At 38.1% G+C, this 26,201-nt stretch carries 38 protein-coding genes; 2 read left to right on the top strand and 36 right to left on the bottom strand.

Annotated features, from left to right (window positions below):
* Window positions 1-123: 123 nt before the first annotated feature.
* The 7 genes from ACOMCU_RS24490 to ACOMCU_RS24460 form a co-directional block, all read right to left on the bottom strand.
* On the bottom strand, window positions 124-1,134 hold the full coding sequence (locus tag ACOMCU_RS24490; protein ID WP_010857072.1) for an ABC transporter substrate-binding protein: 1,011 nt from the start codon (window positions 1,132-1,134) through the stop codon (window positions 124-126).
* A gap of 10 nt (window positions 1,135-1,144) precedes the next feature.
* Entirely contained in the window at window positions 1,145-1,906 is a 762-nt protein-coding gene (locus ACOMCU_RS24485) for an ABC transporter ATP-binding protein (protein ID WP_010857071.1), read from the bottom strand.
* Between the two features lie 3 nt (window positions 1,907-1,909).
* A complete protein-coding gene (locus ACOMCU_RS24480) occupies window positions 1,910-2,959 on the bottom strand; it encodes a FecCD family ABC transporter permease (RefSeq protein WP_419185154.1) in 1,050 nt (349 codons plus the stop codon).
* Window positions 2,960-3,616: 657 nt separating this feature from the next.
* Window positions 3,617-3,862 (bottom strand): hypothetical protein, encoded by a 246-nt coding sequence (locus ACOMCU_RS24475; protein ID WP_421051716.1) that lies wholly within the window; start codon window positions 3,860-3,862, stop codon window positions 3,617-3,619.
* 673 nt (window positions 3,863-4,535) lie between these two features.
* Complete coding sequence (locus ACOMCU_RS24470) at window positions 4,536-4,871, bottom strand: hypothetical protein (protein WP_421051715.1); 336 nt, start codon at window positions 4,869-4,871, stop codon at window positions 4,536-4,538.
* A 21-nt stretch (window positions 4,872-4,892) separates the two neighbouring features.
* The gene (locus ACOMCU_RS24465; protein ID WP_421051714.1) at window positions 4,893-5,234 is read right to left on the bottom strand and encodes a YolD-like family protein; all 342 of its coding nucleotides are present in this window, start codon (window positions 5,232-5,234) and stop codon (window positions 4,893-4,895) included.
* Between the two features lie 18 nt (window positions 5,235-5,252).
* The gene (locus ACOMCU_RS24460) at window positions 5,253-5,579 is read right to left on the bottom strand and encodes a YolD-like family protein (protein ID WP_421051713.1); all 327 of its coding nucleotides are present in this window, start codon (window positions 5,577-5,579) and stop codon (window positions 5,253-5,255) included.
* Window positions 5,580-5,751: 172 nt separating this feature from the next.
* On the opposite strand from ACOMCU_RS24460, the gene ACOMCU_RS24455 reads away from it, so the two are divergent.
* Entirely contained in the window at window positions 5,752-5,889 is a 138-nt protein-coding gene (locus ACOMCU_RS24455) for a hypothetical protein (protein WP_337981313.1), read from the top strand.
* A gap of 143 nt (window positions 5,890-6,032) precedes the next feature.
* A complete protein-coding gene (locus tag ACOMCU_RS24450) occupies window positions 6,033-6,242 on the top strand; it encodes a hypothetical protein (RefSeq protein WP_421051712.1) in 210 nt (69 codons plus the stop codon).
* A gap of 28 nt (window positions 6,243-6,270) precedes the next feature.
* Here ACOMCU_RS24450 and ACOMCU_RS24445 read toward each other — a convergent pair whose 3' ends face one another.
* From ACOMCU_RS24445 to ACOMCU_RS24305, 29 genes are all read right to left on the bottom strand, one after another.
* On the bottom strand, window positions 6,271-6,957 hold the full coding sequence (locus ACOMCU_RS24445; RefSeq protein WP_421051711.1) for an N-acetylmuramoyl-L-alanine amidase family protein: 687 nt from the start codon (window positions 6,955-6,957) through the stop codon (window positions 6,271-6,273).
* Window positions 6,957-7,223: a holin gene (locus ACOMCU_RS24440; RefSeq protein WP_421051710.1), complete on the bottom strand. Its 267-nt coding sequence runs from the start codon at window positions 7,221-7,223 to the stop codon at window positions 6,957-6,959. Before ACOMCU_RS24440 ends, ACOMCU_RS24445 begins: the two co-directional genes overlap by 1 nt.
* Before the next feature lies 1 nt (window position 7,224).
* On the bottom strand, window positions 7,225-7,611 hold the full coding sequence (locus tag ACOMCU_RS24435; protein WP_421051709.1) for a hypothetical protein: 387 nt from the start codon (window positions 7,609-7,611) through the stop codon (window positions 7,225-7,227).
* A gap of 126 nt (window positions 7,612-7,737) precedes the next feature.
* Window positions 7,738-7,911 (bottom strand): hypothetical protein, encoded by a 174-nt coding sequence (locus ACOMCU_RS24430; protein ID WP_421051708.1) that lies wholly within the window; start codon window positions 7,909-7,911, stop codon window positions 7,738-7,740.
* Window position 7,912: 1 nt separating this feature from the next.
* Window positions 7,913-8,194 (bottom strand): hypothetical protein, encoded by a 282-nt coding sequence (locus ACOMCU_RS24425; protein ID WP_421051707.1) that lies wholly within the window; start codon window positions 8,192-8,194, stop codon window positions 7,913-7,915.
* A 12-nt stretch (window positions 8,195-8,206) separates the two neighbouring features.
* On the bottom strand, window positions 8,207-8,845 hold the full coding sequence (locus tag ACOMCU_RS24420; protein WP_421051706.1) for a hypothetical protein: 639 nt from the start codon (window positions 8,843-8,845) through the stop codon (window positions 8,207-8,209).
* Window positions 8,842-11,052 (bottom strand): hypothetical protein, encoded by a 2,211-nt coding sequence (locus ACOMCU_RS24415; protein WP_421051705.1) that lies wholly within the window; start codon window positions 11,050-11,052, stop codon window positions 8,842-8,844. The genes ACOMCU_RS24420 and ACOMCU_RS24415 overlap by 4 nt, the downstream gene beginning before the upstream one ends.
* Entirely contained in the window at window positions 11,052-11,600 is a 549-nt protein-coding gene (locus tag ACOMCU_RS24410) for a putative phage tail protein (RefSeq protein WP_421051704.1), read from the bottom strand. The genes ACOMCU_RS24415 and ACOMCU_RS24410 overlap by 1 nt, the downstream gene beginning before the upstream one ends.
* The gene (locus ACOMCU_RS24405) at window positions 11,593-12,684 is read right to left on the bottom strand and encodes a baseplate J/gp47 family protein (RefSeq protein WP_421051703.1); all 1,092 of its coding nucleotides are present in this window, start codon (window positions 12,682-12,684) and stop codon (window positions 11,593-11,595) included. Before ACOMCU_RS24405 ends, ACOMCU_RS24410 begins: the two co-directional genes overlap by 8 nt.
* On the bottom strand, window positions 12,684-13,088 hold the full coding sequence (locus ACOMCU_RS24400) for a DUF2634 domain-containing protein (RefSeq protein WP_421051702.1): 405 nt from the start codon (window positions 13,086-13,088) through the stop codon (window positions 12,684-12,686). Before ACOMCU_RS24400 ends, ACOMCU_RS24405 begins: the two co-directional genes overlap by 1 nt.
* Entirely contained in the window at window positions 13,088-13,465 is a 378-nt protein-coding gene (locus ACOMCU_RS24395) for a DUF2577 domain-containing protein (protein ID WP_421051722.1), read from the bottom strand. The genes ACOMCU_RS24400 and ACOMCU_RS24395 overlap by 1 nt, the downstream gene beginning before the upstream one ends.
* 1 nt (window position 13,466) lies before the next feature.
* Window positions 13,467-14,429, bottom strand: coding sequence for an XkdQ/YqbQ family protein (locus ACOMCU_RS24390; RefSeq protein WP_421051701.1), 963 nt, complete (start codon window positions 14,427-14,429; stop codon window positions 13,467-13,469).
* A complete protein-coding gene (locus ACOMCU_RS24385; protein WP_421051700.1) occupies window positions 14,422-15,102 on the bottom strand; it encodes a LysM peptidoglycan-binding domain-containing protein in 681 nt (226 codons plus the stop codon). The genes ACOMCU_RS24390 and ACOMCU_RS24385 overlap by 8 nt, the downstream gene beginning before the upstream one ends.
* Entirely contained in the window at window positions 15,095-17,278 is a 2,184-nt protein-coding gene (locus ACOMCU_RS24380; RefSeq protein WP_421051699.1) for a tape measure protein, read from the bottom strand. The genes ACOMCU_RS24385 and ACOMCU_RS24380 overlap by 8 nt, the downstream gene beginning before the upstream one ends.
* 303 nt (window positions 17,279-17,581) lie before the next feature.
* On the bottom strand, window positions 17,582-18,328 hold the full coding sequence (locus ACOMCU_RS24375) for a hypothetical protein (RefSeq protein ID WP_421051698.1): 747 nt from the start codon (window positions 18,326-18,328) through the stop codon (window positions 17,582-17,584).
* 68 nt (window positions 18,329-18,396) lie between these two features.
* Window positions 18,397-18,561, bottom strand: a complete 165-nt coding sequence (locus ACOMCU_RS24370) for a hypothetical protein (protein ID WP_421051697.1) — start codon at window positions 18,559-18,561, stop codon at window positions 18,397-18,399.
* A 29-nt stretch (window positions 18,562-18,590) separates the two neighbouring features.
* Entirely contained in the window at window positions 18,591-19,025 is a 435-nt protein-coding gene (locus ACOMCU_RS24365) for a phage tail assembly chaperone (RefSeq protein ID WP_421051696.1), read from the bottom strand.
* Window positions 19,018-19,329, bottom strand: coding sequence for a hypothetical protein (locus tag ACOMCU_RS24360; protein ID WP_421051695.1), 312 nt, complete (start codon window positions 19,327-19,329; stop codon window positions 19,018-19,020). The genes ACOMCU_RS24365 and ACOMCU_RS24360 overlap by 8 nt, the downstream gene beginning before the upstream one ends.
* A gap of 54 nt (window positions 19,330-19,383) precedes the next feature.
* The gene (locus ACOMCU_RS24355) at window positions 19,384-19,899 is read right to left on the bottom strand and encodes a phage tail tube protein (RefSeq protein ID WP_421051694.1); all 516 of its coding nucleotides are present in this window, start codon (window positions 19,897-19,899) and stop codon (window positions 19,384-19,386) included.
* 13 nt (window positions 19,900-19,912) lie between these two features.
* Window positions 19,913-21,235 carry a phage tail sheath subtilisin-like domain-containing protein gene (locus ACOMCU_RS24350; RefSeq protein ID WP_421051693.1) on the bottom strand — a complete coding sequence of 441 codons (1,323 nt, stop codon included), beginning with the start codon at window positions 21,233-21,235 and terminating at the stop codon, window positions 19,913-19,915.
* On the bottom strand, window positions 21,235-21,462 hold the full coding sequence (locus ACOMCU_RS24345) for a hypothetical protein (protein WP_421051692.1): 228 nt from the start codon (window positions 21,460-21,462) through the stop codon (window positions 21,235-21,237). Before ACOMCU_RS24345 ends, ACOMCU_RS24350 begins: the two co-directional genes overlap by 1 nt.
* Complete coding sequence (locus ACOMCU_RS24340; protein ID WP_421051691.1) at window positions 21,449-21,892, bottom strand: phage tail terminator family protein; 444 nt, start codon at window positions 21,890-21,892, stop codon at window positions 21,449-21,451. Before ACOMCU_RS24340 ends, ACOMCU_RS24345 begins: the two co-directional genes overlap by 14 nt.
* Window positions 21,882-22,397, bottom strand: a complete 516-nt coding sequence (locus ACOMCU_RS24335; protein WP_421051690.1) for an HK97 gp10 family phage protein — start codon at window positions 22,395-22,397, stop codon at window positions 21,882-21,884. Before ACOMCU_RS24335 ends, ACOMCU_RS24340 begins: the two co-directional genes overlap by 11 nt.
* Complete coding sequence (locus ACOMCU_RS24330; RefSeq protein ID WP_421051688.1) at window positions 22,397-22,705, bottom strand: hypothetical protein; 309 nt, start codon at window positions 22,703-22,705, stop codon at window positions 22,397-22,399. The genes ACOMCU_RS24335 and ACOMCU_RS24330 overlap by 1 nt, the downstream gene beginning before the upstream one ends.
* A 47-nt stretch (window positions 22,706-22,752) precedes the next feature.
* Window positions 22,753-23,148 (bottom strand): hypothetical protein, encoded by a 396-nt coding sequence (locus ACOMCU_RS24325; protein ID WP_421051687.1) that lies wholly within the window; start codon window positions 23,146-23,148, stop codon window positions 22,753-22,755.
* A gap of 16 nt (window positions 23,149-23,164) precedes the next feature.
* Complete coding sequence (locus ACOMCU_RS24320; RefSeq protein WP_421051686.1) at window positions 23,165-24,250, bottom strand: phage coat protein; 1,086 nt, start codon at window positions 24,248-24,250, stop codon at window positions 23,165-23,167.
* 20 nt (window positions 24,251-24,270) lie between these two features.
* Entirely contained in the window at window positions 24,271-24,873 is a 603-nt protein-coding gene (locus ACOMCU_RS24315; protein WP_421051685.1) for a phage scaffolding protein, read from the bottom strand.
* Between the two features lie 141 nt (window positions 24,874-25,014).
* Window positions 25,015-25,215, bottom strand: a complete 201-nt coding sequence (locus ACOMCU_RS24310; protein WP_421051684.1) for a hypothetical protein — start codon at window positions 25,213-25,215, stop codon at window positions 25,015-25,017.
* 4 nt (window positions 25,216-25,219) lie between these two features.
* Window positions 25,220-26,201 (bottom strand): minor capsid protein (locus tag ACOMCU_RS24305; protein ID WP_421051683.1); only part of this gene is annotated, 982 nt, incomplete at its 5' end.

The following is a 26,201-nucleotide window of genomic DNA, read 5'->3' as shown; positions in this document are numbered from 1 at the left end:
GATTTAACTGCAAAGGGGCTTCTTGTTTTTCATATGGTTCAGGTATGTGTAACTCAATGTTTTTATGCCATCTCGATTGATTGGATGACAGCAAATATCATTTTCAAGATAGCCTCGTTCAATCTATTTAAACAAGTCTGGATACATTTCTTTTGCTAAAAGTTCCATCCCATCTATTGTGTTATAGCCATAACCAAATAAATAATTGTAATCTACTATATACATCTGTTTATTTTTGATTGCCTTCATGCTCGATAATTTTGGATTAGCATAGATCGCTTCACGCACTTTTCCAAGATCCGAGCCATCCCAGTTCGGTATGATTAAGACATCTGGATCAGCCTCAATAAGTGTTTCAACACTTACATCTCCTGCTTCATCCTTAAATACATTATCTAACTTAATCATATTAAAAGCATCATTGAAGAATGTTTCACCATGTGCTGGATAGACAAAAAGCTCTTTTGGATCGTTTGTATGCAAATAAGCAAAAGTTTTGTGCTCTTTAATGCTTTCTAATTTTGACGTGATCGCCGTTTGTCTGTCTTTTAGCTCTTTTATAAAGCTATCTGCTTTGTCTTGAACACTAAAAATTTTACCGATGTTTTCAATATCTTTATAAATTGAAGCATACGTTCCGCCTGTAACAGATGACTCTAGTACATACGTTTTAACATTCATATCATTGAGTGTATCTACTGTACCTACACCCCAATCTGCATTATCAAATAAACCACCTCGTCCAAAGACTAAGTCTGGGTTAGTTCCTAAAGTTACTTCTTTACCCACATACTCATCACTTAGAATATTTAATTTCGAATATTCTTCCTCTACTGATTTGTCGGGTTCTCCAAAGTTCGCCCCTACTCCTACAATTTTATCGCCTAAGCCTAAATGCAATAATAGTTCTGCCGCTGGACGAGTATTAGCCATTATTCTTTCAGGTGCTTTATCAAAAACTTGATCTTTCTTATCCCATGTTGATCCGCCTTCAGCTTTCGTAAAGTTTTCTATCGTCAATGGGTAATGTTCTTTCGTTTCTGTTTCCTTTGAGGTACTTGTAGTTGTCCCCCCACAAGCTGTTAATGTTAACATGGCCGCTAAACCAATTCCAAGTAATAATTTCTTTTTCACTGTAATCCTCCTATATTCCATATGCAAAACTTAATCCATTTGTAACAGGATTCGTATATGTTTGGCATTTTATTTGATATAATGCTTGAATTGTATTTGATGTTAGAACCTCTTCGGGTGTACCGTGAGCATAGACCTCGCCATCTTTTATCGCATATAGATAATCGCAATAATGCGCTGCCATCTCTAAATCATGAAGTGCTGCAAGAACACCAATGTTCAAACTTTTAACACATGACAAAATTTCAATCTGATAACGAATATCTAAGTGATTCGTAGGTTCATCTAAAATCATGAATTTTGGCTGTTGTGCAATGGTTCTTGCTAAAATGACCCTTTGCTTTTCTCCACCAGACAACGATAAAAAACCACGATTTTTGTACTCTAGTAAATTTGTTCTCGTTAAAGCTTCCTCCACAATCTCAAAATCTTCTTGTTTATCTGACTCTAGCATTTTTTTATGTGGCGTCCTGCCCAACATCACCATTTGCTGTACCGATAAGTCAAAATGCATTTCATTAAATTGCCCTACTACACCCAATCGCTGAGAAATTTTTTTCTCTGAAGTTTTTAATACATCCAAATCATCTAAAAAAACCATCCCCTTTTGTGGAACCAAGCTTTTATAAATACTTTTTAATAGCGTTGATTTCCCACATCCATTTGGTCCAATAAGGCCAACAAATTGTTGTTTTTTGACGTGGATTGAAACATTTTTTACAATCTCTTTCTTCCCAATCCTTATTTCCATTTCGTTTGCTGTTAATTCCATTTTCTACCCTCCGAAGTTGTAGCCTTTTTTTACAATCATATAGATAAATAATGGTGAACCAATAACAGAGGTAATAATTCCAATAGGCAATTCCACATTATGTATTAATGTTCTTGACAAGATGTCTGCCCAGATCATGAAAAGGCCTCCTAAAAGTAACGTTCCAAGCATTAATCGTTTATGATCAGCCCCAAAAATTCCTCTAGTGATATGTGGGATAATCAGACCTACAAAACCAATCATTCCTGCGTACGCAACCATTGTTCCTGTAATAAGTGCAGTAACAATCATATAAAATTTACGATAGACACTTAAATTAATACCAAGCGTAATAGCTGATTCATCACCTAATAGCATCGTATTTAAAACGCGATGTTGGAACAGGAACATACCACAACCAAGTAAAATTACTATTGCCATGATAGGTGTTTTCTCCCAACTTGCAGAGGCCAAGCTTCCCATTGACCAAAAAGTAACTGTTTTAATTCCTTCAGCATCATTAGCAAAAAAGATAATTAGACTTGAGAAAGAACTGCACAATGCACCAATAACCACCCCTGATAAAACGAGTTTCACCGATGTTGCTTTGCCGCCTATACTAGATAAAATAAGGACTGCCATTGACGTAACCATTGCACCAACAAAAGCGCCGAATGCTACACCAAATTGAGCCAAAAGCGCACTACTTCCAAATCCAACTAAAATGGCAAATGTTGCACCTAATGAGGCGCCTGATGAAATACCAAGTATATAAGGGTCAGCGAGCGGATTTTGCACGACTGCTTGCATGACAGCTCCACACAGTGACAGCCCAATACCTATCAGCAATGCCAAAATAACGCGAGGCATCCTCACCTGTAAAATAATATTCAAGTAAGATTCACTTTGGACATTATCTAGTGAGCCAAGCCGTCCATTGGTAATAGTATGCAATAATATATCCATGGATTGTTTGAACGGTATATTCACTTGTCCTATCGATACAGAAAAAACAGCGGATAACAGTATTAAGGCTATTAAAAGAACAATAATCACATAATAAATGTTGCCCATCCCTATTCTGTTTATTTCTTGTTTATTCAAAATTTCACCTCTATCTACAATACTGATTTCAAATGATAACGATTATCATTTTCAATTACTTTTGTATTGTAAATTATAATTAATTGAAAAACAACAAGAAATTTTATCAAAAATTGATTTACCCAATTGTGAACTAGTAGTTTGCTATTGAAATATGACATTTAAGTATTTTCTCTATTTTTGCAATAGCGACAGAAAACATGCGAAAAAAAAGAAGAACATATCATTAATCCTAAAAATTAATGATAGGCTTCTCCTAATTTTGATAATGTATAAAATAAAGGTTTAACGATGATTCGGTCTTAAAACTACTATTCTATTACACTCACCTTATGGAATCATCACCACAAAAAACCTCCCAAGAATATTCTTGAGAGGTTTTATTAAATATATTTTAAAAAATATAACAGCAATTCAAACCTTAGGTTCGATTACATCATGCCGCCCATGTAATGCTTGTTTTTATTAGATTCTATCAGTCTATCCATCTTAGATTACATCATTTGAAAACGTGATGTAATAAACCTGTTTTCTATCAAGTTATGTTCTTTTCCATAAGTTTCGGCATCATTTTGGCATCATAATGTCTTGCTGTTTTTTCTGGCACAATGTATCTTATTATATCTTCTACATGTCGTTATGTATGGTGGTTTGCGCAATTCTCATTTTCTCAACTACTTCATTAACATATACCCATTCACTAGGTATGTATGTTGCATTAAATTGTTGTTCATTATTTAAAGATAAAAACGCTATTATGAATTCATCTAGTGAATCATATTCTAAAATATCAATACCATAGTTGTTTCTGATTTCTTTAAACATTGGCAGAAATGATGTTAGTAAACGCGGCTTTGGTTGTGTGTCATTCATAGGCTCCTCCTGTTGGGAGCAACATCCAGTTCAAATTGTAACAACATTGTGTTACAATTACCCTTAGTTTAATGGGAGTGGATGTCACTCGAATTTAGTACCGCATTTCAAGCGCCAACTTGAGATGTGGTTTTTTATTTTCATCTTTATTAATACTGATTATTTAGTAGCACCACCTTTACATATTAATTAAGAACAAGAGTTCTTTATATTTATTACTTTAATGGTAGCATTGGAAGCATTATTTTTAAATGGGTTTCAAGCCCAATTTGAAAATAAATGCAAGGTTATTACAATATTCGACATTATTCTCCATGACTAGAGCGAAACAATGGCGACAAGTTCACCATCAGGCGCAAGAATAACTTTTTTTACCATTACTCTGCGTTTACATTTAAACAAACCATAAAATGCATAATTCCCATCATCTTCTTCTGCATAAGAATAAATATTTAAAAACTCACAATTAGATCGAATCCGTTCAAAGTAGTAGACAGCTATAAGGTGTAATGTCTCGATGTCCATACTTTATTATTTGTGCGTTTCACAAATTTTAATCGTTGACCTATAAATATATCCCATTCACTAGCCAATACTCACTTTGTTCATCCAACATAAAAGATATATAATATAGAAGAAAGTCACTCATTAACATTCAAATGAGTGACTTTTTTTAGTTTAAAAGAGCACTAGCTTCCTTAGCATATAGATGAATGACCCCATTCCCACTAACGAGCATAGTTACGTTTTCATATTCTTCTTTTAAGATACGATTGATTGCATATTTGATTTCCCATTCTTGAATAAAATCATAACCTTTAGCGTTAGAAATACTTGCATGATTTGAGCTACTATTTTTACTGTGTATAATTGCTGTTTCTTTACATTCATAAATTTTTGTAATTACATCATCAGATATATCAGCAGTTACAACTTTGATTACATCAGGTCTTCTTTTTGTAACATCCCGAAATGCTTGTTGATTTGAAAATTGATATTTTACTGTCATATACAATCTCTCCTTAAATAACTAATAATCATCAGCGTCGACTATTTCTGCATTTTGGATTTTATCAAATGTTATTCTTTTAATGGCCGTTTCAGTTTCCAACAGCAATTCTTTTTTGTTTGTATCTGTTGCAGTAATTAAACCTGTCTCATCATGTAGCTGGTTATTATCCCACAAAGTAAGGGTTACAAGCTTTTTCATTACAGTTACACGATGGATTGTTTGTTGTAACTCCTCTAGCTCCCATTCGACTAAATCACGTTTCTTTTCGTGAAATTGCTCTTGTTTCCACTTTTTGATTTTGACTAAATGCTCTGGTAGCATCATGGCAGTCCATTTCATTGTTCCGCGGTCATTAAACATTGTCATCACTCTCCACTATTATTCAACATCTGAAATTTTTAATATATCTAGGAAATGGACCTTATGAATATCCATATACTTATCTTTAATGTGAATTAATTTAGTGTTTGCATCCATATTTGTGACCATACCTGTAAGTGGTTCTTCTCTTTTGTATATCGAAAATACCTTGTATTTATTTTCTTCTTTTGCTTCCAACAATGTATTGGCAATTTCCTCAAGCTCAAATTCGTCACGGTCTAAGTGTTTTTTCTCTTTTGGTGGTGAGGGTGTAGTTCTCTGCGGCTTATCTAACTTCTTTGATTTTGTGCCTTTTGTTGGCTTTGGAACAGCTTTATAAGTCATTATCAACACTCCTTTAGATAAGAACGTTCGTTCCCTTTGTTTACATTATAGAACAAACGTTCTTGTTTTGCAACAGAAATGAAATTTGGAATTACAGGAAAATAAATGCTTAAAAGCATTGACTTTACATACTAGTACTAGTATAATAAGAGTATAGAAAGGAGGTGAACAAGTGGAATACTTAGGAACAATAATAGCCCTAGTGTTCATCGCATTACAACTTCAATCAAAATGGCTCGACAACCAAAAAAAGAAGTTAGAGAATGAACAACTAAGGCTACAAAACAGAAGAACAAGAAGAGGGGGTTAACCCCTCCTTGTTTCCTAAAGTATACCATGAGCCCATGAAAATTTTAAGTATAATACTCATTGTCTCTCTTGTTGCATTGCTTGCGTTGTACATTCAAGGCTATTATTTAAAACGTGAGCAAAAAAGATTATTGAAGGAACGTGATGAAAGTGTCAAAAAATCCTCAAACAGAAGCAAATAAACGGTGGCAAGAAAAGAATAAAGAACGTGCGAAATACACTAGTGCCCGATCTAGGGCACGTAGTTTTATTAAAAATTCAGCTTTAGAGGAAGATTTAGAAGAGTTTATGCAGTTAATATTAGAGCGAAAACAATTGTTAAATGAAATGCAAAAAGACCAAGACGGCAATTAAGCTATCTTGGTCTTCTTGTTTGTGTTTCTTATAAAGTTCTTTTAACCACCGAAATCAGCAAACCTAATGCTTCACCATCTGTCATTGAGCCTACCTTTTCGCTATGGTCTACCTTCAAGATACCTTTTGATTTAGCCTCTTTTAACAATGCTTTTAAATCATCTTTAGCTGTTGATGTAAGTGTATTCACTTTTGGTTCCTCCTTTGTTGGTGTTGGTGTTGGTGTCGTTGGCTTCATAGCCTGTTCGATTCGTTTTAAGAAACTTTTCCAACAGTTTTCATTTAAAATTCGATGCGGACAGTATTTTCCGTTCCAATCTTGATGCTTTTTAACTCTCTCAATGCCCCAACCGCGTTCTTTAAGTAATTTCGCAATATACTGCACTGCATTTTCCTCTGCAGCAGCATAACGAGCTCCACCACTTTTGCTGTAGCAAATTTCAACACCGATTGACTTCATATTTCCTGACCCTCTACCGTCTCCACAATGCCATGCGTTGCGATCGAACGGGATGCCTTGAATAACCTCTTTGTCATCCACAGCAATGTGATAGGATACCTCGTTGTTATTACTTAACATGTATTTCATTTCATTGGCTGCTGAAGCATCGTTTGCCGTGTTGTGTACTGTGATGTATTGAGGTGTCATGGCGTATGGCGCTTTAATTCCATACTTGCTGGACGGTAATAAATTTCGCTTGATTGTGTATGCCATTACAGCTCACCTTCTTTTTTAGCAGCCTTTAATAAATCAAATGTTCCTGATGCAGTTAAGCCAGCAACTGCGCCAGCTACCGCCATAATGTATAGGTTGTATTCTGTTAGTTGTGTAAATGTCATACTAACTAAAATACCGACCACAACGGATGTGATCGGCATGTAACGAGCGTTGATATTAAATGTCTTTTTAAGCACCTCTGATACTGCTGTAACGATAGCAACGATTGTCATTGCAATGATAAAAATGTTTGTTAAATCCATTTTAAGCACTCTCCTTTTTAAATGTATATTTTTCCATTGTATCCATGCGTGTTTCTAACGATTGCATTCCACCGTTCAAACTTTGTACTGCGGTAACAATTTCTTTTTGCGCGTCTGCCATTTCTTTTTGACTTTCTGCAAGACTACGAAAAGCATTATTTGATTTATCCACTTGTTCTAACAGTGTTTTTTCACGCCCTTTTGAGTCATTACGATGTTCTTCATCTAATGCCTTTAATTCTTTTTGCGTATCCACCATGTAGATAAAAATCTTTCGTGCAATAATTCCTAATCCGATTAATAAAAGTCCTGCTAAATATATCCACGGATTCGGGCTATTTGACATTTGTTCTGCCAGTTTTGCCCCTACGATTGCTGTTAATATCACATGTCCTCACCTCTGCCCTATATGATTTAAAAATAAGCGTAATGAGACACTTCGAGAAACAGTACCATGGACTGTTGCCCATCTCGATTGCTCTCACAGTGCCAAAAAAATGCATAAAAAATAACGCTAAGCTTCTGCTTGCGTTTCCTCTGTTTGTTCATCCATTGTTGAAAGTAAATCCGTAAACTCTTCATCTGCTAACTGATTGTTAGCATAAAATACGTTTACTTTATTTTTCATAGCCTCATACGTATAACGTTTACGATTAATTAGAAACATACATAAGTCATATACTGTCATTCTAAATTCCTCCTAGTCCTAGTTCGTTTCGTGATACTAGATATTCTGTATTCAATAACGTTTGTGCCTGCATTTCTTCTAGCGTTGGTTGTGGTTCTATTGGCGTTGGCTCAGGAATGATAGGTGCTGTAAACTTTTCTGTTTTTGGGTCATAGCTCCAGCCCTCTTGTACTTCGGGTTTATCCGTAATATCGACAATTAAAATGTCGGATCCGTAATCTGGTTTTTCCTCTGCGTCAAATATCCAATGTGCTTTATTATACAAAATTTGTGCAAATCTCATTGTCTGTTCCTCCTATTCCCACCACTGTACTATTAGTAATCCGTTACCACCGTAGCCACCGTTATATGAGTTGATATTACCGCCCTTACCACCCGCGCCAATTGTTACAGCGTAGCTTTTTAGCGGCGTCACGGTTACAGGGAACTTCTCAACATAGTGTGCGCCACCACCACCCGCAGAGAATCCGCCAGTAGACGCAGTATAGCCGGCGCCACCCGAACCATATCCCCCATTTATGGTTATACCGTTTGAGTAGCTTGGCAAACCTCCATGAAACGGTCCGCTATTACCTCCGCGTCCGGGGCGTGCGGGTACGCCAGATGTTGCCGAATAGATAGGACCCTCGCCAGATTGCCCACCGTAGCCACCCGCTATACCGGGAACTGCGCCGGGTAGACCTAGACTACTGTCGGTAGCACCACCACCACCGCCGCCATTTAGGTTTGTTATACCGCCAAACGAAGTAAGGCCCCCCGCATGACCATTCGCCCAACCAGTACTAGAAGAGACGCTACCACCACCACCACCTCCACAACCTGTAATGTACACCTCGGTTACACCTGCGGGCACGACGAATGTACCACTATTTTGAAAACGTTGAGTTTTTAATATTTTTCCTTTACCCATATAGAGTTTTAAATCCTCTGTCATACTGAATCCCCCTTAATAATTACATAAGGTCCGCCCTCGTCAACACCGAAACGGAAATTTTGACGGCTTTCGACTGTCGATAACCGCGACCCCATCCTTGCTACAGCAGTCGTCACTAGTTGCAACGCGCTTCCCAGGTTTTCCGCGTAGTCTACAGCAATCGGGTTTGTCGGCGCTGTCAGCTGGTACGGCTCTAACGGGATATAGTCGACCGTATATACGGCTGTAGGGTCGTATAAATGCGCGGGCAATTGGTACACATCACCAAATGTACTTGATGACGTACCAGGTCCATAAGTTACCCAATTGGTATCAACTTTACCGTTCTTTCGTACGACACCGTGTACTGCTTTATTACGCAGTTCCGAACCTGGCATATGAAAGTTGTTGATATTGTAACGATTACCCTTAGGGTCAATTGCTATATCCACAGCTTCGTATACAGGATTTGCTACTTCGCGTACGATGCGCCCCTCGCTCACGACTAGCAGGTTTTCGCCCTCGTCAAGCGTAACGCTGCCCGCGGTTTCTACGACCTCTGTTACAGGTGTCTGCAGGTCGTATATGAGTTTGAAGGGTTGCCACCAGCTATCGTTTTTAGCTAATCTTGTGGGCACTACTAGGGAAGCGTCTAGCCGTAAATTAAACTTGTTTTTATGGGATGTGTCGAGCCAGCCTTTTTCCCCTGTGCCATTGTACGGGTTAGGTGTATCGTTCACCACTGGCTCGCTGTTATTAAACATCGTCCAACCCATGAAATACGCCTTTATTTCGGCTGCTGTGGGTGCGTAGTTAGGACCCCACCCACTGTCAGTGTTCGCAATAGATACCCTAAAATCATTACCATTAATGTAGGCTACGTCACCACGCAAACCCAAAGCTTCCAGACTAGACGTCTCTAACATTAACCCGTTGTACTTAACAACTTTAACGGTAGGGTCGTACCCCGTAACCGTACTATTACGTATAGCGTTTATGCCTATTTGTTTAAGTCCTGTTTTATTTGTCACATGAAAGTATGGAAGGTCGCCTGTTAGCGGCTGTACTTGCACTTTAGCAGACTTCACCAGCTGCCCTTGTGCGTTAAGGCGTAAGCTGTCCCCAGCGTGCAAGGACGTTTTTAGCGTTAAGGCTTCGCGTACTTGCTCTTTATACGGCGCTGCCACTGTGCCTTTTACCATCATCGGGTATGCGACAAAGCCCGTACCTGGATTGGTAAACAAGATACGTATAAAGTAAGCACCTTCTGGAACCGTAAACGTGCAGTTCATTGTCCCGTTTTGTACGGCGCTTTCTTCAAACAATGTGATCAGCTGGTCGGCTTCCCATTGGCTGCCGTTGTTGGTCGATATTTTGACCTGTGCGTTACGTGTACAAGAAAATGTATATTTCGTGCCTGGTACCACTGGAAGCAGTAACCGTGCTTGTTTTCCGCTGATTGACGTCGCATTGACGTTCGCATAGTCGATGGCGTCTAGATTCAGCCAACCAGGAATATACGTTTCACTAGCGTTGTAGTTAAACGCAGGTATCAAGTTATGGCGCACATTCTCCAGTGTTGGGTTTGTGATGCCCTTAATGTTCGCAACGAATGGCAGCACTTCGGTACCTTCGTTAATGCTCGCGTTCTCAAAGATATATACACCTGTAGCGCTTGTGTGATTGCCTAGCCATAACTCGACGTAATCCCCGACACCACTGTCAAAAGTAAACGTCTGCTGGTCTGTCCAGGATTTTATAGCGGTCATACCTTTATCGCGATAGATTCCTATAGCCTGGTTATGCTTGCAGCTCACGGTATACGTCGTATTTGGTTTAACTGCGATACGTACAGAAGCACGGGACGATTTCGGACCATCTGTTACGTTATTTACGATACGTTTAGGGTTGTCTACAGCCCAATTTACAGCTTCCCCCGTAGGAAAGGTCCATACGCCACTATCAAACAAAGGAACATGATTCACGATTGTTCGACCCTGTAGCGCCGTCACCTTTGTTAGCGTTTTGATAGATGTGTTTACTGTATTTGCCCCACGTTCTAAGACAGATGTTTTCAAGCTCTCGTTTTCCATAATTTTTACAACTTCATCAGATATTGTCTTCAAAACTGTATCAATTTTATCCATATTGGCATTCTGTACACCGACATCGTAAAATTCATCTACATTGGGTTTTTCCAAATTGAAATTAGTTGTGTTAGTTGGCATTATTGCATCACTTCCTCTCGTAATTGTTGATGTGTAAATGCGGCTAGCTGAGCGTGTGTATAACGTTTTAGTGTGCTATGTTGGTTGTAACGTAATTGAACTGTTAAAGCCATGTTCTGTGGCGTTATACGTTCAAGCATGACAACAACTGCATCAAACATACCTTTAACAGTCAATTCGATTTTTACGCTTAGTGTCTTGGCTGCTACATCTCGTTTTAGCTCATATTGGCCCTCACCTAGCAAGCTGTCCAGCAGTTGCTTGAGCACTCGATAAGTATATGGAGCTTGTTCTTGGTAACGAGTTAAAATTCTAAATTTACGTGTTTCAATACTGTCTGTTGCTGGCACGTTCAATTTCAACATTTTCTCGTATCGACTAGCACCTGTTTCGTTAATAGTAATAACAAATTGATTGTTTAACGTGTTTTCGATTTCTTGCCATAAAGCTTCAAGAACAGGCTTTTCGACGGTTGCGGTTGCAATAATTTCTTTAATTTCGTGAAGTGTAGTTGGCAAATAACCAATAATATCAACCTCTCTAGCCACTTACGACACCTCGCTTTGGTATCGATTCAACATCAAGTGCAATATTTGATTGAGCACCATTCAATTGCGTATTAGCAATATCTAGAACACCCGTTACTCCTAACAAACGGTATTCAATTTGCGAAACACGAACCACTACACCAGCGTTATCTTCTTCAAAACTATTTGCTTTGGCCCATTCCTCGGCAAGCTCCTTAAAATAATCATCAATGACCTTTTGCACTTGAGCTTCTATATCAGCCCATATCCAGCCTGCTTGATAAGTGATATTCAACGTAACATTAATGACTGATTCACCCACACCAAATACGGTCACTATATGGTCAATAGGTGCTGTTCCGAAGCCTTCCCCTTGATGGTCCAATGGATCAACAGTCATTTGTACCTCATTGATTAGTGTTTGTGATGGTTTTTCATACTGTGAGTTGATAATGACTAACTTAACTGTGCCACCACCGTTCCAGGCGCGGTAAACTCTGACACCACCCACACCAGCCAAAGCCCCTACCTTCTCCTTGTAGTCTGCTCTGTTACCTCCGAAGGCTGTTGATTCAAAACTGTTAAAATAGCGAGTGCGGAAGGCTTCTGTTTCTTCTTCGTCATCTCCTGGTACCAATACATCTGTTAAAACAGCCGTCTGTAAATTGTTAATGTAGTTGATTGGTATTAGTTGCCCTGAGAATAAGTTGCCTATATTACCTGCTGTTTCGCATTGTAAAATAAACTGCCCCTGTGAGATTCGCTCAATAACTTCATAATTCAAGTCATCTAAACTAAAACGACTACCAATAGGTACATCAATGTTAAATACACCTTTTCGTTTGGCGTAAGTAGCTTCATGTGGTTTTAGACCACGTTCAGCAGCACGTCGAATCAAATACTCACGTGGTGAAGTATCAGCAAATACCATGTCGATAAGATTCTTCAATGTGAAAAGCATTTGAACCGTTTCAGCACTATTGGCTGCTGTTGCGTTATAGACTAATGAGGTAACCTCACGTTTATCAAGGGAATCGTCTACACCTGCGAGTTTCCGGGCCATCAGTTCTTCAAAAGTCGTATCTAAATTAAATGGTTCAGCCATCAGTATTCCACCTCTTTCACCGCTGTGACTTCCCCGAAAATTGTATGCGCTGTGTATGCTACGTGTACCTTATTCTTCTTAGTTGTTACTACAAATGAATCTACTTCATTTATCCGGTCATCTTGTAGTAAGCATTCCTTAATGCGACGAGGTACTTCGCTGGCTACATATGATGTTGGTTTGCCGAATAAATCTTTTGATTCAAAACCTGCATTCCATGTGTAGATAATGTGATCGTACCGTTCCACTGAAAGCATTAAAAAAATCGCTTGTTTCATGGCTTCTAATTCATCAATAAAGCCAACACAGCGATTCTTATCATGTATTAATTTGTAATTCTTCGATGGTTCAATGACTTCCTCAAAATCGAGTGTCAGTCCATCATTTACAACCTGCGGAAGCATCAAACCACCTCTTTATCGATTATTAAATATTGTTGTCCGCCATGCGCTCGTATCATAGTTACTTTGTCGCCATCAATAAGACCATTATGAATTAAGAATTTCTTTTGTCCTTTATATTCGTGATTATGAGATTCAAATGATGCTTCGCCAGCACCACCAGAACGATCTTCTGTAACGTGGTCCATTGTCATATCCACCTCGTAATCCATAACAGCACGAGTCAATTTTAATTGTTCTTTTTTCAAAGTAAGTTTTTGGTCCACAAATACCTCTAAAGGCTCTACACTAATGACGGTGCCGTATACGATAGTACAAAGTTTTTGAGCATTCAATACACCCTGAACAATTTTTTGAAACTCAATTAAAATATCCTCCATACTACGCAATAAATTCACCGCCAATCAGTTTTAAGTCCATACGATGGTCGGATTCTTTAAAGATGTGCTTAACTGTCTCAACCATCATAAAATTAGCTACAGTTAAATCACCAAGGTACATTTGCACACCTAATGTCGTGCCACCTCGTACCGTTGGATCACCAAACACTTTACTAATGTGTAGTTTTCTCGATTTTTGATTGTAAAGTTTAAGCATGGCATCGGCTTTCGCTTTACCATTTCCTTTTTCATCGAGTTTATCTACCATCTGCAGTACGCCCCACTCGTTCATTTTCGAACTGTCTTGAGCGATAAAGATTTCGCGTTTTCCAGTCTTTTTATTTTCACGCACTAATTTGATTTTGTTGTACGTGTTTTCATCGATAGATGTCGTATATTCAAACGATTCGCCGGACTCTTCATCAATTAATAAGTCTGATTTAAGCATCTTGATGTCGCGTAGATTTAATTTCCCATAGTCATCGTATAGCACATATAAATCACCAGTATTTAGCGTGGTTTCTGATATCGCATTGTCCATGATTGTAAACAGTTCTTGGTTATCCTCTACTCTTGATGGAATTTTATGTTTCGTATTAGCGACAATACCTGTCTGCAACTTAAAGTCCTCAGAAATCATTTGTAGGACTTGAGCAGCCGTTTTATTGGCATACACATAGGTATCTTTGTTTTTAAAATAACGAAGTTGATCATAACAAGTAACACTGATAATACGATTGTTGTTACGCTTTTTTGTAAACACAAATCCAAAAAATATCTTATGGCCATCATAGTCGAAACGTACAGCGTCACCTTCATGAAAGCCTAGCACTTCATCTTTGATGATGTTAAACGTTAACTTGCCCGGTGAACCCTTGCGGTGTGTTTCCCACTCAATACCTTCCTCTACGGCACATTCAAAAAAACGACCACGAGACATGATGAAAAGTTGTGATTTAGCCAAGTTTAATCACCTGTCCTTCTTTAATAACATTTGGATTACTGATGTTATTGAGTTTTGCAATTTCATCAGACTTGGAACCGTCACCAAGATACTTTTTACAAATAGCCCACAACGTATCACCCTTGACGACAGTATGTGTTTTGGGTGTCTCTTTGCCCGTTGTAGGACGTTTTTGTTCAACGACAGCCTTTTGTTTAGTTGGTGCGCTTGTTGCGTTACCGGATGTTGTAGCAGGCTGTATAATGATTCGTTTATTGCCGTATGCTCGGTATTGTTTCAAACGGATATTCACCATTACATCAAAACCGTTCTCAGCTGATTCATTTATCTCGTAATCCTCTAGAGATACTGTCATGTTCGTATCAAAGAGCAAGTTTCCATTAGGCATCATACGATTGACGATGAACTGAAATGGCTTGTCAGCCACTTTTAATTTCTCAAGTTTATCAAGGTAAAATGTAGCTGGTTGAAAACCATTGGGATAAACAGAAAACGGATATTTGACGTTTGGGAGCAATACCTCAAACTCAATATCCGTTAGACCTGTTTTCTTTATAATATTTACCTCACCGTCATTCATTAACACAATCGTTTCATTGCGGCCGTTGATTTTTGTTCGTAATTCAGAAGGGGCCACAGGGAACTGTACACCATCTGCAAAAAAGTTATACATTGTCTGTTGGGCCTCCTTCCGCTAGCATAGCCGCTGTTTCTTCTACTTTTTCACCGAATTTATCAATAACACCATCGATATCCATTTCGTTGCTGATGTGGTTTTCGTTTTTCATATTGACTTTGATTTCTGCCGTCGTATATCGGTTGATTGCTTCACGTTCAGCAATGTCTCGAAGGTATTTCAAGTCTTCGTTTAACATTTTTATGCCATCTGCTGCTTTTTTTGTATTATCAGCAGTTTTCTTACCTGCCTCGTTGCCTTTATCAATTTTGTCTCCAATACCTAGGGCATCGTTAATCGACTTCATAAGGAGATCAGTATTGCCGCCTATCCCTTCCTCTGGATTAAACAAATGAGCACCCCGATCGTAACCTGTGTCCCAAGCGTCACCCAAAGACTTCATTTCCATTTTAGGGGCTTCCCAGTAGTCAGCAGGGGCTTCACCTACCCAATCTTTTAATCCAGATTTGATACCTTGTAAGTCACTTGTGAATGATTCTCTGTGGTCAAAAGAACCCTTTTGTTCCCAACCAAGTTTTGTTGTGAGACCATCTGGTAACATACTAATGAACCAATTCCAAGCTTCAATGGCACGGTTAACACCATCGATAATCGCATTTGCAAAGCTCGTAGCAAATTTATCCCATCCACTTGTCATAGCAATTGCTTGGTCTAAAACATTGCTAGCAAGGTTGTAGAATAATTTTTTAACTGAATACATCGGATGACTCCACACATTAACGAAAAACTCTGCAATCGAAGCAAAGATGTTCCACAGGAATGCAATCCGATTATAAATAAAAGTAGCTAAAACCATGAATGCACCAGCAATAATTCCTGTTGCACTAATTGATGTACCTGCAAAATGATTGATTACAGCGACAGCCAGATAAATTACCACAATCAAAGCTATAATTCCCATTACTACCCATACTATAGGGTTTGCCAATTGCGCCGCGTTCCATAGCCATTGAGCTACAGTTATAGCTATAATTGCTGCTCTAGCAAGAGTTAGATAGGATATTAGGACACCAATAACACCTGCAACTCCTAATATTACTGGTCCTATTAAAGACCAATTATCATAAATAAAGGCACCTGTTGAAGCTATCGCATTCATTACTATGCTTATAACTCCAGCTATTAAATACAACGCCTGTGTTGCACTAGCAACAAAATCCTTAAATCTCTCACTATTTGCAATGTCATTTATTTTTTGCAACACTGGACCGAATGCGCGTAAGGCTTCATTTTGGAAATAAGTCCACATTTGAGACCATGTAACCGGCATACTATCGAACTTTTTATTTATTTCATCCGTTGCTGCAAACATTGCGTTTTTTACAATACTTGCTGTAATCTGACCATCTGCTGCTAATTCACGAATCTTACCTAATGGCTCGCCCATATAATCTGCGATAGTTGAGATAAGGTTTGGCGCTTGTTCAAAAATCGAATTAAGCTCGTCACCACGTAAAACACCTGATGCTAAGGCTTGCGATAATTGAATGGTTGCATTACTTGCTTCTACAGCGCTTGCTCCAGCTATACCGAATTGCTTTTGTACAAGCTCAGTAAATGCTACCACTTCACCTACATTCCCAAATGCATCACGAGCATTAGTACCAATTCTCGCTACCATATCAGCAGTATCTTTAAACGATGAATACGAATTTTGAGCAGCATCATGTATAAGTTGTTGTGCGAGGTCTATATCACTCATATCACCAAGTCCAAAATCAACTTTAGCCAATTGGTCTGGGATTACAGGCATATCTTCAACCAGTAGTTGTACACGAGCTTTAGTATTGGTTAACTCGTCAGAAATCTCAATTACTTTACCCAAACCTTGCAAAGATAAATAAGCGCCAATTAAAGCACCAACTTTACCAAGTAAACCATTCATTTCAGCTGTGCCATCACGTATTCGGTTGTTTAAACCATCTTGTGCGTTATCAGCAGTACGAATTTCTTGTTCAATTTGATTCATAGAGTTCGCTGCAGTAGCTAACTCTCTTCGCATCAACGCAATTGTAGAAGTATCAAACATAGTTCCAGAAGCAACATGCATTGCCTCCATTTGATTAACCATCATTGATACTGCATTTTGCATTGCTCTCATTGGTTGACTTAATCGATCTTGGATTTGTATTGCTGTACGAATAGTTGCCATGATTCCACCTCTTTTAAACATAATAAAAAGCACCCATAATGAGTGCTATTCTTTGATTCGATATGTACCATCGGCATGTTTAAAATATTTGGTTTTGCAAAATGGACATTTTACAATGTTTGTTACCATTTTTATTTTCCTGCCGCATGTTGTACATTCTTGTGATTTGGACAGTGCAACCTTTATAAAGGCAAACGGTAATATTAAAACAAATGCAATAACAAATAATATAATAATGAGCGTTAACATCCATACCCCTCCTTATATACAAATATACCTAAATACATATATTTTTACTATGAACTATTTGTATGAGTGGGAGAGTTGATTTATTTCTTGTCTAATATCATGAATAATGTCTTCATAATTTCCACTAATATCAAGATCATATTCTTGTTCTTCTAGTAATTCTAAATATTTTTGGTACCTTCCTATTTTGCCTTTATCCGTTTTTAGTTTTAAAGCATCCTGTTTCACCTTTAAATACGAATTTTCAAGCAATATAGGTAGTAATTCGATTTTTAGGTTTAAAATGTCCCGCGACGAAGCAAATCTATTTTTAACAAGGATTCCTGCCATTATTGCTTGCTCTATTGTTAGAGATGTTTGTTGAGCTAAATCTGAACGACTTAAGAACGTTTCGATATTTTTAGTAGCTCTCATAAGTTCAATAGATTCCTGTAAAATTCTCAAGTCATTCTCTAATTGCAAACTGGTGTAGTACATTTTCATGTCTCTTAAGATTTCTGTTGGAACTTCCCTTGTAGTTACATCTGTTATTGGTCCGATTGAGAAGTCAACATCAACATCGTCTAATTTTAAATCTTCATTGCCGTTTTCCGTTTGAATTTGTTTTTTATTAAACTTTGTTGATTTATTCCATAGAAGAAGAGAGAGACCTATCAGTACGCTAATAATTACTGAAAAAATTACAATTGTTGGTATATTAAATTTACTTTGAATTACGATTGAAATTCCAGCGATAGCAATAATAAACACTACGAACCATAAAATCAATGCTAAGAGACGAAATATTATTTTCATTATCATAAATACCCTCCATACCATTAATATACATAATATGGAGAGATTTCACTATACCATTGTGGCATATTCACTTATCTTTTTCTCTTGCCTTTTGCTCCTCGTTTCGCCTCACGTTCAGTCTTCTTATCTTCATCAATCTTGACTTGAACAGAAGCGATGATACACGCTTTATCAAAACTAGATAATGTCATATACTCTGACGGTAAGCGACGCTGTTTTTGTACCCACCAATGCATTACATTAGCGTCGCCATCACCGTCCTCAATTAGTTTTTTACTTCTTCCACCAAATCCTCAAGCTCGGCTTCGTAACCATTAACTTCTTGTGCTGCTGCTGAAGCATCTGCAATTTCACCGATTGTCAGCATCTTGCCAAGTAGTGCGTCTGCTCCCATCACGCCGTATGAATCCTGTAACTCTTTGTCTTTTAAGTTAGGATGTACAATTGATTCTACTGTTAATAAACGTTGGTATTTAAAGTGGTCAAAATCAGTATTAAATTGCCCTTTACGTTTTCCTTGCGTAATCATAGATCGCTTTGTGGATTCAGTCTTTAAATCTGCGTCACGTTCTGGTGAAACAGGTGCAAACTCCCATTCAATCGGTTTGCTATTTTCATCAACGAATCGTTTTGAAATTGCACGCTTTATATTTTCATTTTCTTTTTTGTTGTGTGCAAAAAATGCTGCTAAATTAGTCATTAGTTAATTCCTCCAAAGTTTTCTCAATTTTTTCACCAAATCTATCAATTATTTCATCTACATCAACAGTTTCTTCAACACATTTCGTTACATACTCCTCAACCTTAGTAATAACAACTATACCGTCGATTGGTATATCAATTTCAATTTTCATTCCGACATGATTATCCTCAATACTTGCCGATAATCTTTCTGCATTACACTTAAAATAATTGCCGATGTCTTTAAATACGCTTTTGTAAACTGCTCTTGGATCTTGACCCCAAGTATCCGTAGTCGTAATATCCTGTACCTTTAACGGCATTAAAACAGCCTCCTTTTTTGTAATTAAAAAGAGCGCACATAGTGAGCTCCAGTCTTATAGCATTTCTGGCAACATAGTAAATTCCTGCGGCATTTCGAATCGTTCGAAAGTGAAATCGAATGAATCCTCTAAATATTCCGCATCAGCATCCAATGATGCAACAATACCGCCATCTACATTACAATCAATCAAAATTGTTGTTTGCCGTCCAGCTTGAGAGGAACCATCTTCATTCGTCACTTGAATATCAAAATAAGTATCTTCTCCAGTATCTTGATAGTGTTTCAGCATTTTTCTAAAGATCGATGTGTTGAAGTAAAACGTTGCACTACCTGAATATTCAATACCTGTTGCCTTATTACCCTTTGCCACTTGTCCCATAATAGGAATTTGGGTTTTCGTCTTGTCTGCTCTTGCTTCTAAATTAATTAATTGAGCAAATTTTAGTCGTTCTCCCTTTATTGTCACCCACGCTACCCCTTGGGCACCATGAATGGCATCACGAGAACGCATAGTAGCTTCAGCAAAATACTGAAGATCCAACGGAATTAAGGTTTTATTTGGTTTCAATTCAATTACCTCCTTATGCTACGGTTGTAGTGATGTAAAGTTGTGACATTGCAACAGTTGGTTCTACAACCTCATTCACCACGACAGCTTTCTTTGAATTACCTTGCTCTACAATAAGGTTATCTTTGATATAGTTTTGGATTGCACGAATACGTTGCATCTCCATTCGATGTGCACCAATGTCATTCCATAATGAAATACGTCCGTCTTGATCATTTGGCACTTGGCCAAGGTATCGATTGTTAAACAGTTGTGCTGTATCGATTGCAATTTGATCAAGTACTCGGATAACTTGGTTCATACTGAAATCCTCGTTTTTATCCACTGTGAACGATGTAAATGTGTTGATGTCCTCTAACACACGAATCTCGTCACCCACACGATGGAATACATATTTTCCACCTTTTAAAAGCGCTATGAGTTGAGCCTGTGTCTTTGTTTCTGACATATCAAGTGTATGTTCACCATCGTATTTTTTGTTGGTATTCGACTTATTAACTGCCACGCCTGCTTGTGCTCCAGTAGTCCAATAAACTCCACCAAACACTTCTTCGTTATCCCCAATAGCACTATTAGGAACATCAATAACACCCTCATGATCAGCCGAACCTAATTTATGACCTACCAGTTGGAACTTGCCGCCTACTTGGTCACGAATACGCTTTGTGTACTCGATATATAGCGATTTAATTAAGGTATCTGAGGATAGACAGCCTAGTGTGTTAAATCCGTATGCTTCTAAAGCATCCAACGCCTCTTGATGGGCACCACCTGTAATGGTAGAACCGTTTGAACCGCCTGTTAATGGTGTGCCAGCAGTTAGAGTGAGTGTTGCATCCTTCTTAAATGTTACAAAATCGTTGTCCACTAAATCAGCAGCAGTAGCAACAGCCGTTTGTTCGTCTACAAGAACATTTTTGAGTAATGTTTGTACATCGAACTTCGTTGGTTCGTCTACATTTGCTTGAATTACGATGGTAATATCATTGCCTCTTACCCCTTTGTATTTAGCTGTAGCATAATCGTTTGTAGCTGCTACAGCATCAACAGCAAGCTTGTAAAAGAAAACTGTAATCGCGTTTTTGAATACATCACGAATGCCTTTTAGTTTCGGATCCGTGTAATCATAACCAAAGATTTTACGTGAATCTTTTTGTAAATCCTCTTGTGTTACTGCGAATACATCACCATCAACGCCCCAATCTAATGCGATTGGTAATCCAACGTAACCACGATCACTTAAATTCACAAATGCTCGTGCTGCCGAAATAAAGTTGTGATACGTACCGGGCACCTCTTTGTTTTGAGTTAAAAATGGGCCTCCACCTAATGCCATTATTGCTTCCCTCCTTTATCAAACTGATTTAGTATGTTGTCTATTTCTGCAATGGAATAACTTTTTCCATCGTCTAATAACGCACTCAAGGCATCACGACGATGAACATATTTTTTACTTTTAACTAATTGATCTTTTGTGAAAGTTTGCAAAGTATCTGTTACAACCTCTTTTTCTTCTTCACTTTTTACAGGTTCAACTTTTCCCTGTACTTTAGTTGTTGCCATTAGGAATCACCCTTTGCTTGTTGATGTATTGTTCTAATGAGCCCATGAAAATCTTCTCTTCAACTTCTTGCAAGAAGAAATTAAAATGAATGAAATTATGTGCTACACCGTCAACTACCTCGCTGTTTGAACCTGTTCCAAGCATCAGCGAGCCGTTTAACAGCGTTATTTCTTTTAACGCTTGTTGTACCTTCAATGTCATATTAGACGCCTCAGATAGACCGCCTTGAGGGAAATACTGAACGTTGAATAATGTTGTTACCTTCCATCGTTTACCGATTTGCCTGATATGCTCTAAGTTCAAAAATTGAATTAAAAAAGCAGGAGTCTTAAACCCCTGCGGTACTTCATCGATATACTTTTTGTAATTTACTCCGAAAGCTTCATGGAGCTTAACAGATATAGCATTTTGAATATCATTAATCTCCATCGAAAGCCCCCCTTAACATTATTAAAAGCTTCCTCTCAAGAATGGCCGGTGCTTGTTGTTCTACCTCGTCAGCACTAATAGTCATCATGAACCTTCCGTTTACCCATCCTTGATGATTAGATGTTCTATGGCCAAATTCAATGTAAGAAGCATACTCCACTGGATTTATAACCTCAATTTCGTATACATTACCAACCTTTTTAGCTGTTAATGATTCAGCAAATTGCTTTACATTTTTCCCATTACCTCTACCTGATTCAGCTTCAGCATGAGTTTTAGCTGTCCAACCTCTGCGTAGTGTACCACCCACATATCCTTTAACAGGAGTTTTCCACGCGGAAGGGTCAGCTACTATGGTTCTTTTTATGACCTTGGATAATAATCTAGTAGCCAGTTCTTTAGCTGCATCTTCACAGAACTTTTTGTAATCTGCTTCGGCTAACTTTGCTAACTTCCTCTCGAAAGCTTTCAACTGTCTTAAATCAACACGTCCACCTCTACCCATTAAGAATACCTCTCAAATAACTCAAGTTGTATCTCTTGATGGTCCGTGTAAATTGCAGGCTCACCACTACGAGCATATTCTGTCGTTTTACTATGTTGAGTCACAATTATTTTAGATCCTGCTGGTATATCAAGCTCAGGTGCAATAAATAATTTAGTTGTCTGAGCAATCAATGCTGGACCACCAGTTGGAGTAGTTGACGTTTGCTTTTCAAACGATAGCTTACACTTTTGATTAGTGAACAACATCACTTCTTTATGTGTAGTTGCATGTGTGATTGAATCTTCAACCTCTTGCCATACCTTCACAGTACACATCCCCTTGTACAACGACTCAATAGCCTTTCTACGTGCACTTACCATAACATCACCCGATAACGCGCAAAGTCTACTTCGTTGTGTTGGAGATATGCAATAAAGGCATTAAACTGAGCTTCAGGAGTGCTGTTGGCTTCAATAGCAAAGACTGTATTGGTGTCTCCTTCTTGTATCTGTTTAACTACTGCCTCTAAATTGAGCGTTTCTACATCAAGTGACCCCATTGACTTTTTAGCATTTAAAAATTCCCCAACGACCATATCCACTGCGATTTCGTGGAGTCCTTGAGGAATTTCAGATAAATTTGTTTGGTTGTTAATGTGATTGGTCACTTTAATAATGCAAAATTCCAGCATTATTTCGTCTGGATTGCTTGGCTCGTTAGATACTGTTACCCCTAACGACTTTAATCGCACTTTAACATCTTCTAGCATGGTCTACACCACCCTTTTAGCCTTGTGAAATAACACGAGCAATTGGAATAGCCTTGTGATCGATTGCTTTTCGTGCTGCACCAGCACCGTCATTGTGTACTAAAGACCAGTTTTGACCGTCTGCAAATTCTGAGTTAGTTGGTGATAATGTTGCTTGCGATTTCTTTTCGTATGAAATACCGTATGGTGCCAATACTTTACGTTGACGGCTATACAGTGTATCTTGACCACCATTCGTTTTTGCATCACGAGCCATTTCATAAGGTACTTTAGCGCCAATATCTTCATAATCGAAAGCACCTTCGCCAAGAACGTACGTTGTATATTTTGTATATGCTGGATTGCCACCATCCTCTGGTACTTCTTCGATCGGCATTGAGTCATCTACTAATACAATACGTCCGTTCCAAGTACCGATTGTTAAATCGCGTTGAATACCGTCACCATCTGTGTATTGTAAGTATTTGAATAGTCGTAAGTTTTCCAAGTTCGTTGCTACTGCTGAGTGCATAATAACAATTGCGAATTTCGATTTGTTTTGACCACACGCTTGTTGCATAGCATTATTAAGTGTTGCTGGACCTACTTTGCTTAATGGATTCCCTTGTGAATCGTCGCCAGTTTTAGAAGTAATGTCGTAAGTGTGATTAGTAACAAAATCAAGGTTTTTAACCCCTGTCATTGCGAAAATACCACTTAAAATTGATAGCAACACATCTTGGTCGATTTCTTCCCAATATTGCGCTACTTGTTGTGCAACGTTGTCCATAAAGTCAACGCCACCTGTAATATCTTCTGAGAAGTCTTTTTCAATCCACGCTTTCGCACGGCCATAAACAACTACTCCACGTTCAAATGTTTCAGTGCTTGTAGCTGTGATGTCTGTTTGGCCATCGTAGTTAAGCGCGGCACCATCTAAATTACCGAACATAGGAATACGGCCGTAAGCTGTTGTCGTCTGCGAATTGAACAAACCGCGAATTTCAGAACTAGCTTTCAATGCCTTTGATTTTAATAATTCATTGCGTTTCAAGTTTGGAATACGATCTACATATTGACCAAACGCTTGAGGATTAAACGATTTAGCATCAAATTTTGTCATGTGTTTTTACCATCCTTTAATTAAAGTTTTGTTTCTGGATTCGCTTGTTGGTAAGCAACCATTTGAGTGTATGTCATTTTAGAGGTATCTACTGGACTACCTCCACCACCCGGTTGACCACCTGGTGTCGTGCCTGTAATTACTGTTTCAGTTGATTCAAACATGAACTTTGTTGTTTCACTTTCAACAAGGCCTTTTACCTTATCTTCTAAACCGACGACATTACCATCTTTATCGATTACAACGCCATCGAGGTCTAAAAGCGCTTTTGCGGCAGTTAAATTACGAGCCTTTGCTGTACTTAAAGCTAAATCTACAGCGCTATTGATTTTTAGTTGTTCAACATCAGCAGCATGTTTTTCAGTTGCCTGTTTATTTTCGTTTTGTAGCTTAGTAATCTCAGCTTGTAACCCTTCTGTTGCCTCGGCGTTTTTTCCAAGCTCTTTCAATTGTGTGTCTCGATCAACTAGTTGTTCTTCAAGCAATTTTTTCTCTCCGTTTACTTCGTCGAATTTCGACTTAGGGAACCAATTACCATCAGACACTACAGCCACCTTGTTTTCGCCTAGCTTTTCACTAACTTGCTTATAAAGTTCTTCTCCAAGTAATTCTTTTAGGTCCATTTCCATCATCCTTTTTAATGTTTTTTGACGTGTCACACCTCACGCAAAGGTTTCGCTTATTTATTACGTCTAGCCTTTAAAAAGACGCAAGATAAAAAATTGCATAATAAAAGCACTCAACCATTTATGTTTGGTTAAGTGCTAATTTAATAAAAATATGGAGTCATATACTTTTTGAGCTTTGTAATATAAATCTGTTGCATTATCATTTTCGTCTAAACCTTCAAGCGTAATGTCATTTATCTCCATCAGTAAATCATTAATCTTCCCTTTACGTAACTCGTCTATATTAGGCAACCATTTTCGTAAAAACTCTTCATCATCTTTCGTCATATTAATCACAATATCACTCCTTTTTTTTCGGTGTAGTTTGAATCAAGTTTCCAGTTACCACATTAATAGTTACAATACACTTTTCGTTAATATACTGGCGAGAATTGTTTCTACTATCTTTAATCTGAGCGGGGTTTATAATGGCATCTTTAGCATCATCTATACGCACACCTGTCCGTTTACCTTTACTAGCTGTACCTGCATCAATTTGCCCAATAATTCTATCTACAAAATGTGATTTATAACTTGTAATTGCTATCCCGTCAGATGTAGTTAGACCAACCAAGTTTGTTCGAACTTCATTAGCTGCATTCTTATAGATATCATATCCAGACAGTACGTGTATGTCACCCTTTTCAACTGCCATTTTAAAACCTTTAAGGTGATACCACTCATTGTCATCATTATACTTTATATCTTGAAACGCATCCAACGAATTTGGACCTTTAGTTCCTAATATATGTTTAAACTCCGCATATTCTTTTTTATCTTTGTCTCTATTTGCAACTTTTCTCTTTTGATTAGCTATTTTATCTTTTCCGTGTTTATCAACCTGTGTCTGATACCATTCTTCATACTTCATATTGCTTGGAACAGTATACGTTTTACCGTCTAAATCACGAGCAATTCTTTCGCTATAATCATCCTCAAAGTACGGTGCTGTAGTTGTACGACATCTTGGATGAAACGGATTTGCTGTCACACCTGGCATAAAATCATCATAGTTAAAAACCTTACCATCCATCGACTGGCATATAGAACTTGTTTTGAAATCTAAGGTTGCGATAATTTCATATTTTAAAACATCCAACTCCTTATAAGCGTCCTTCTGTGCCGAAGCACTAAAAAACGCTGATTCAGTCATAACTAGACGAGCAGCGTTGGAACGTGAAGTATTCATTTTTTTAGCAATTGAACTGATCATTCGATTAGGTGCTTCACCACGAGCCATAGACTGGATAAGCTCTGTATGCAATGTATCAAGCAACAGGTTT

The sequence above is a fragment of the Lysinibacillus sp. UGB7 genome (assembly GCF_049058285.1).
Classification (GTDB): domain Bacteria; phylum Bacillota; class Bacilli; order Bacillales_A; family Planococcaceae; genus Lysinibacillus; species Lysinibacillus sphaericus_B.
Note: the sequence above shows the minus strand (reverse complement) of the source record. Positions and strands in the feature narration are given on the sequence as shown.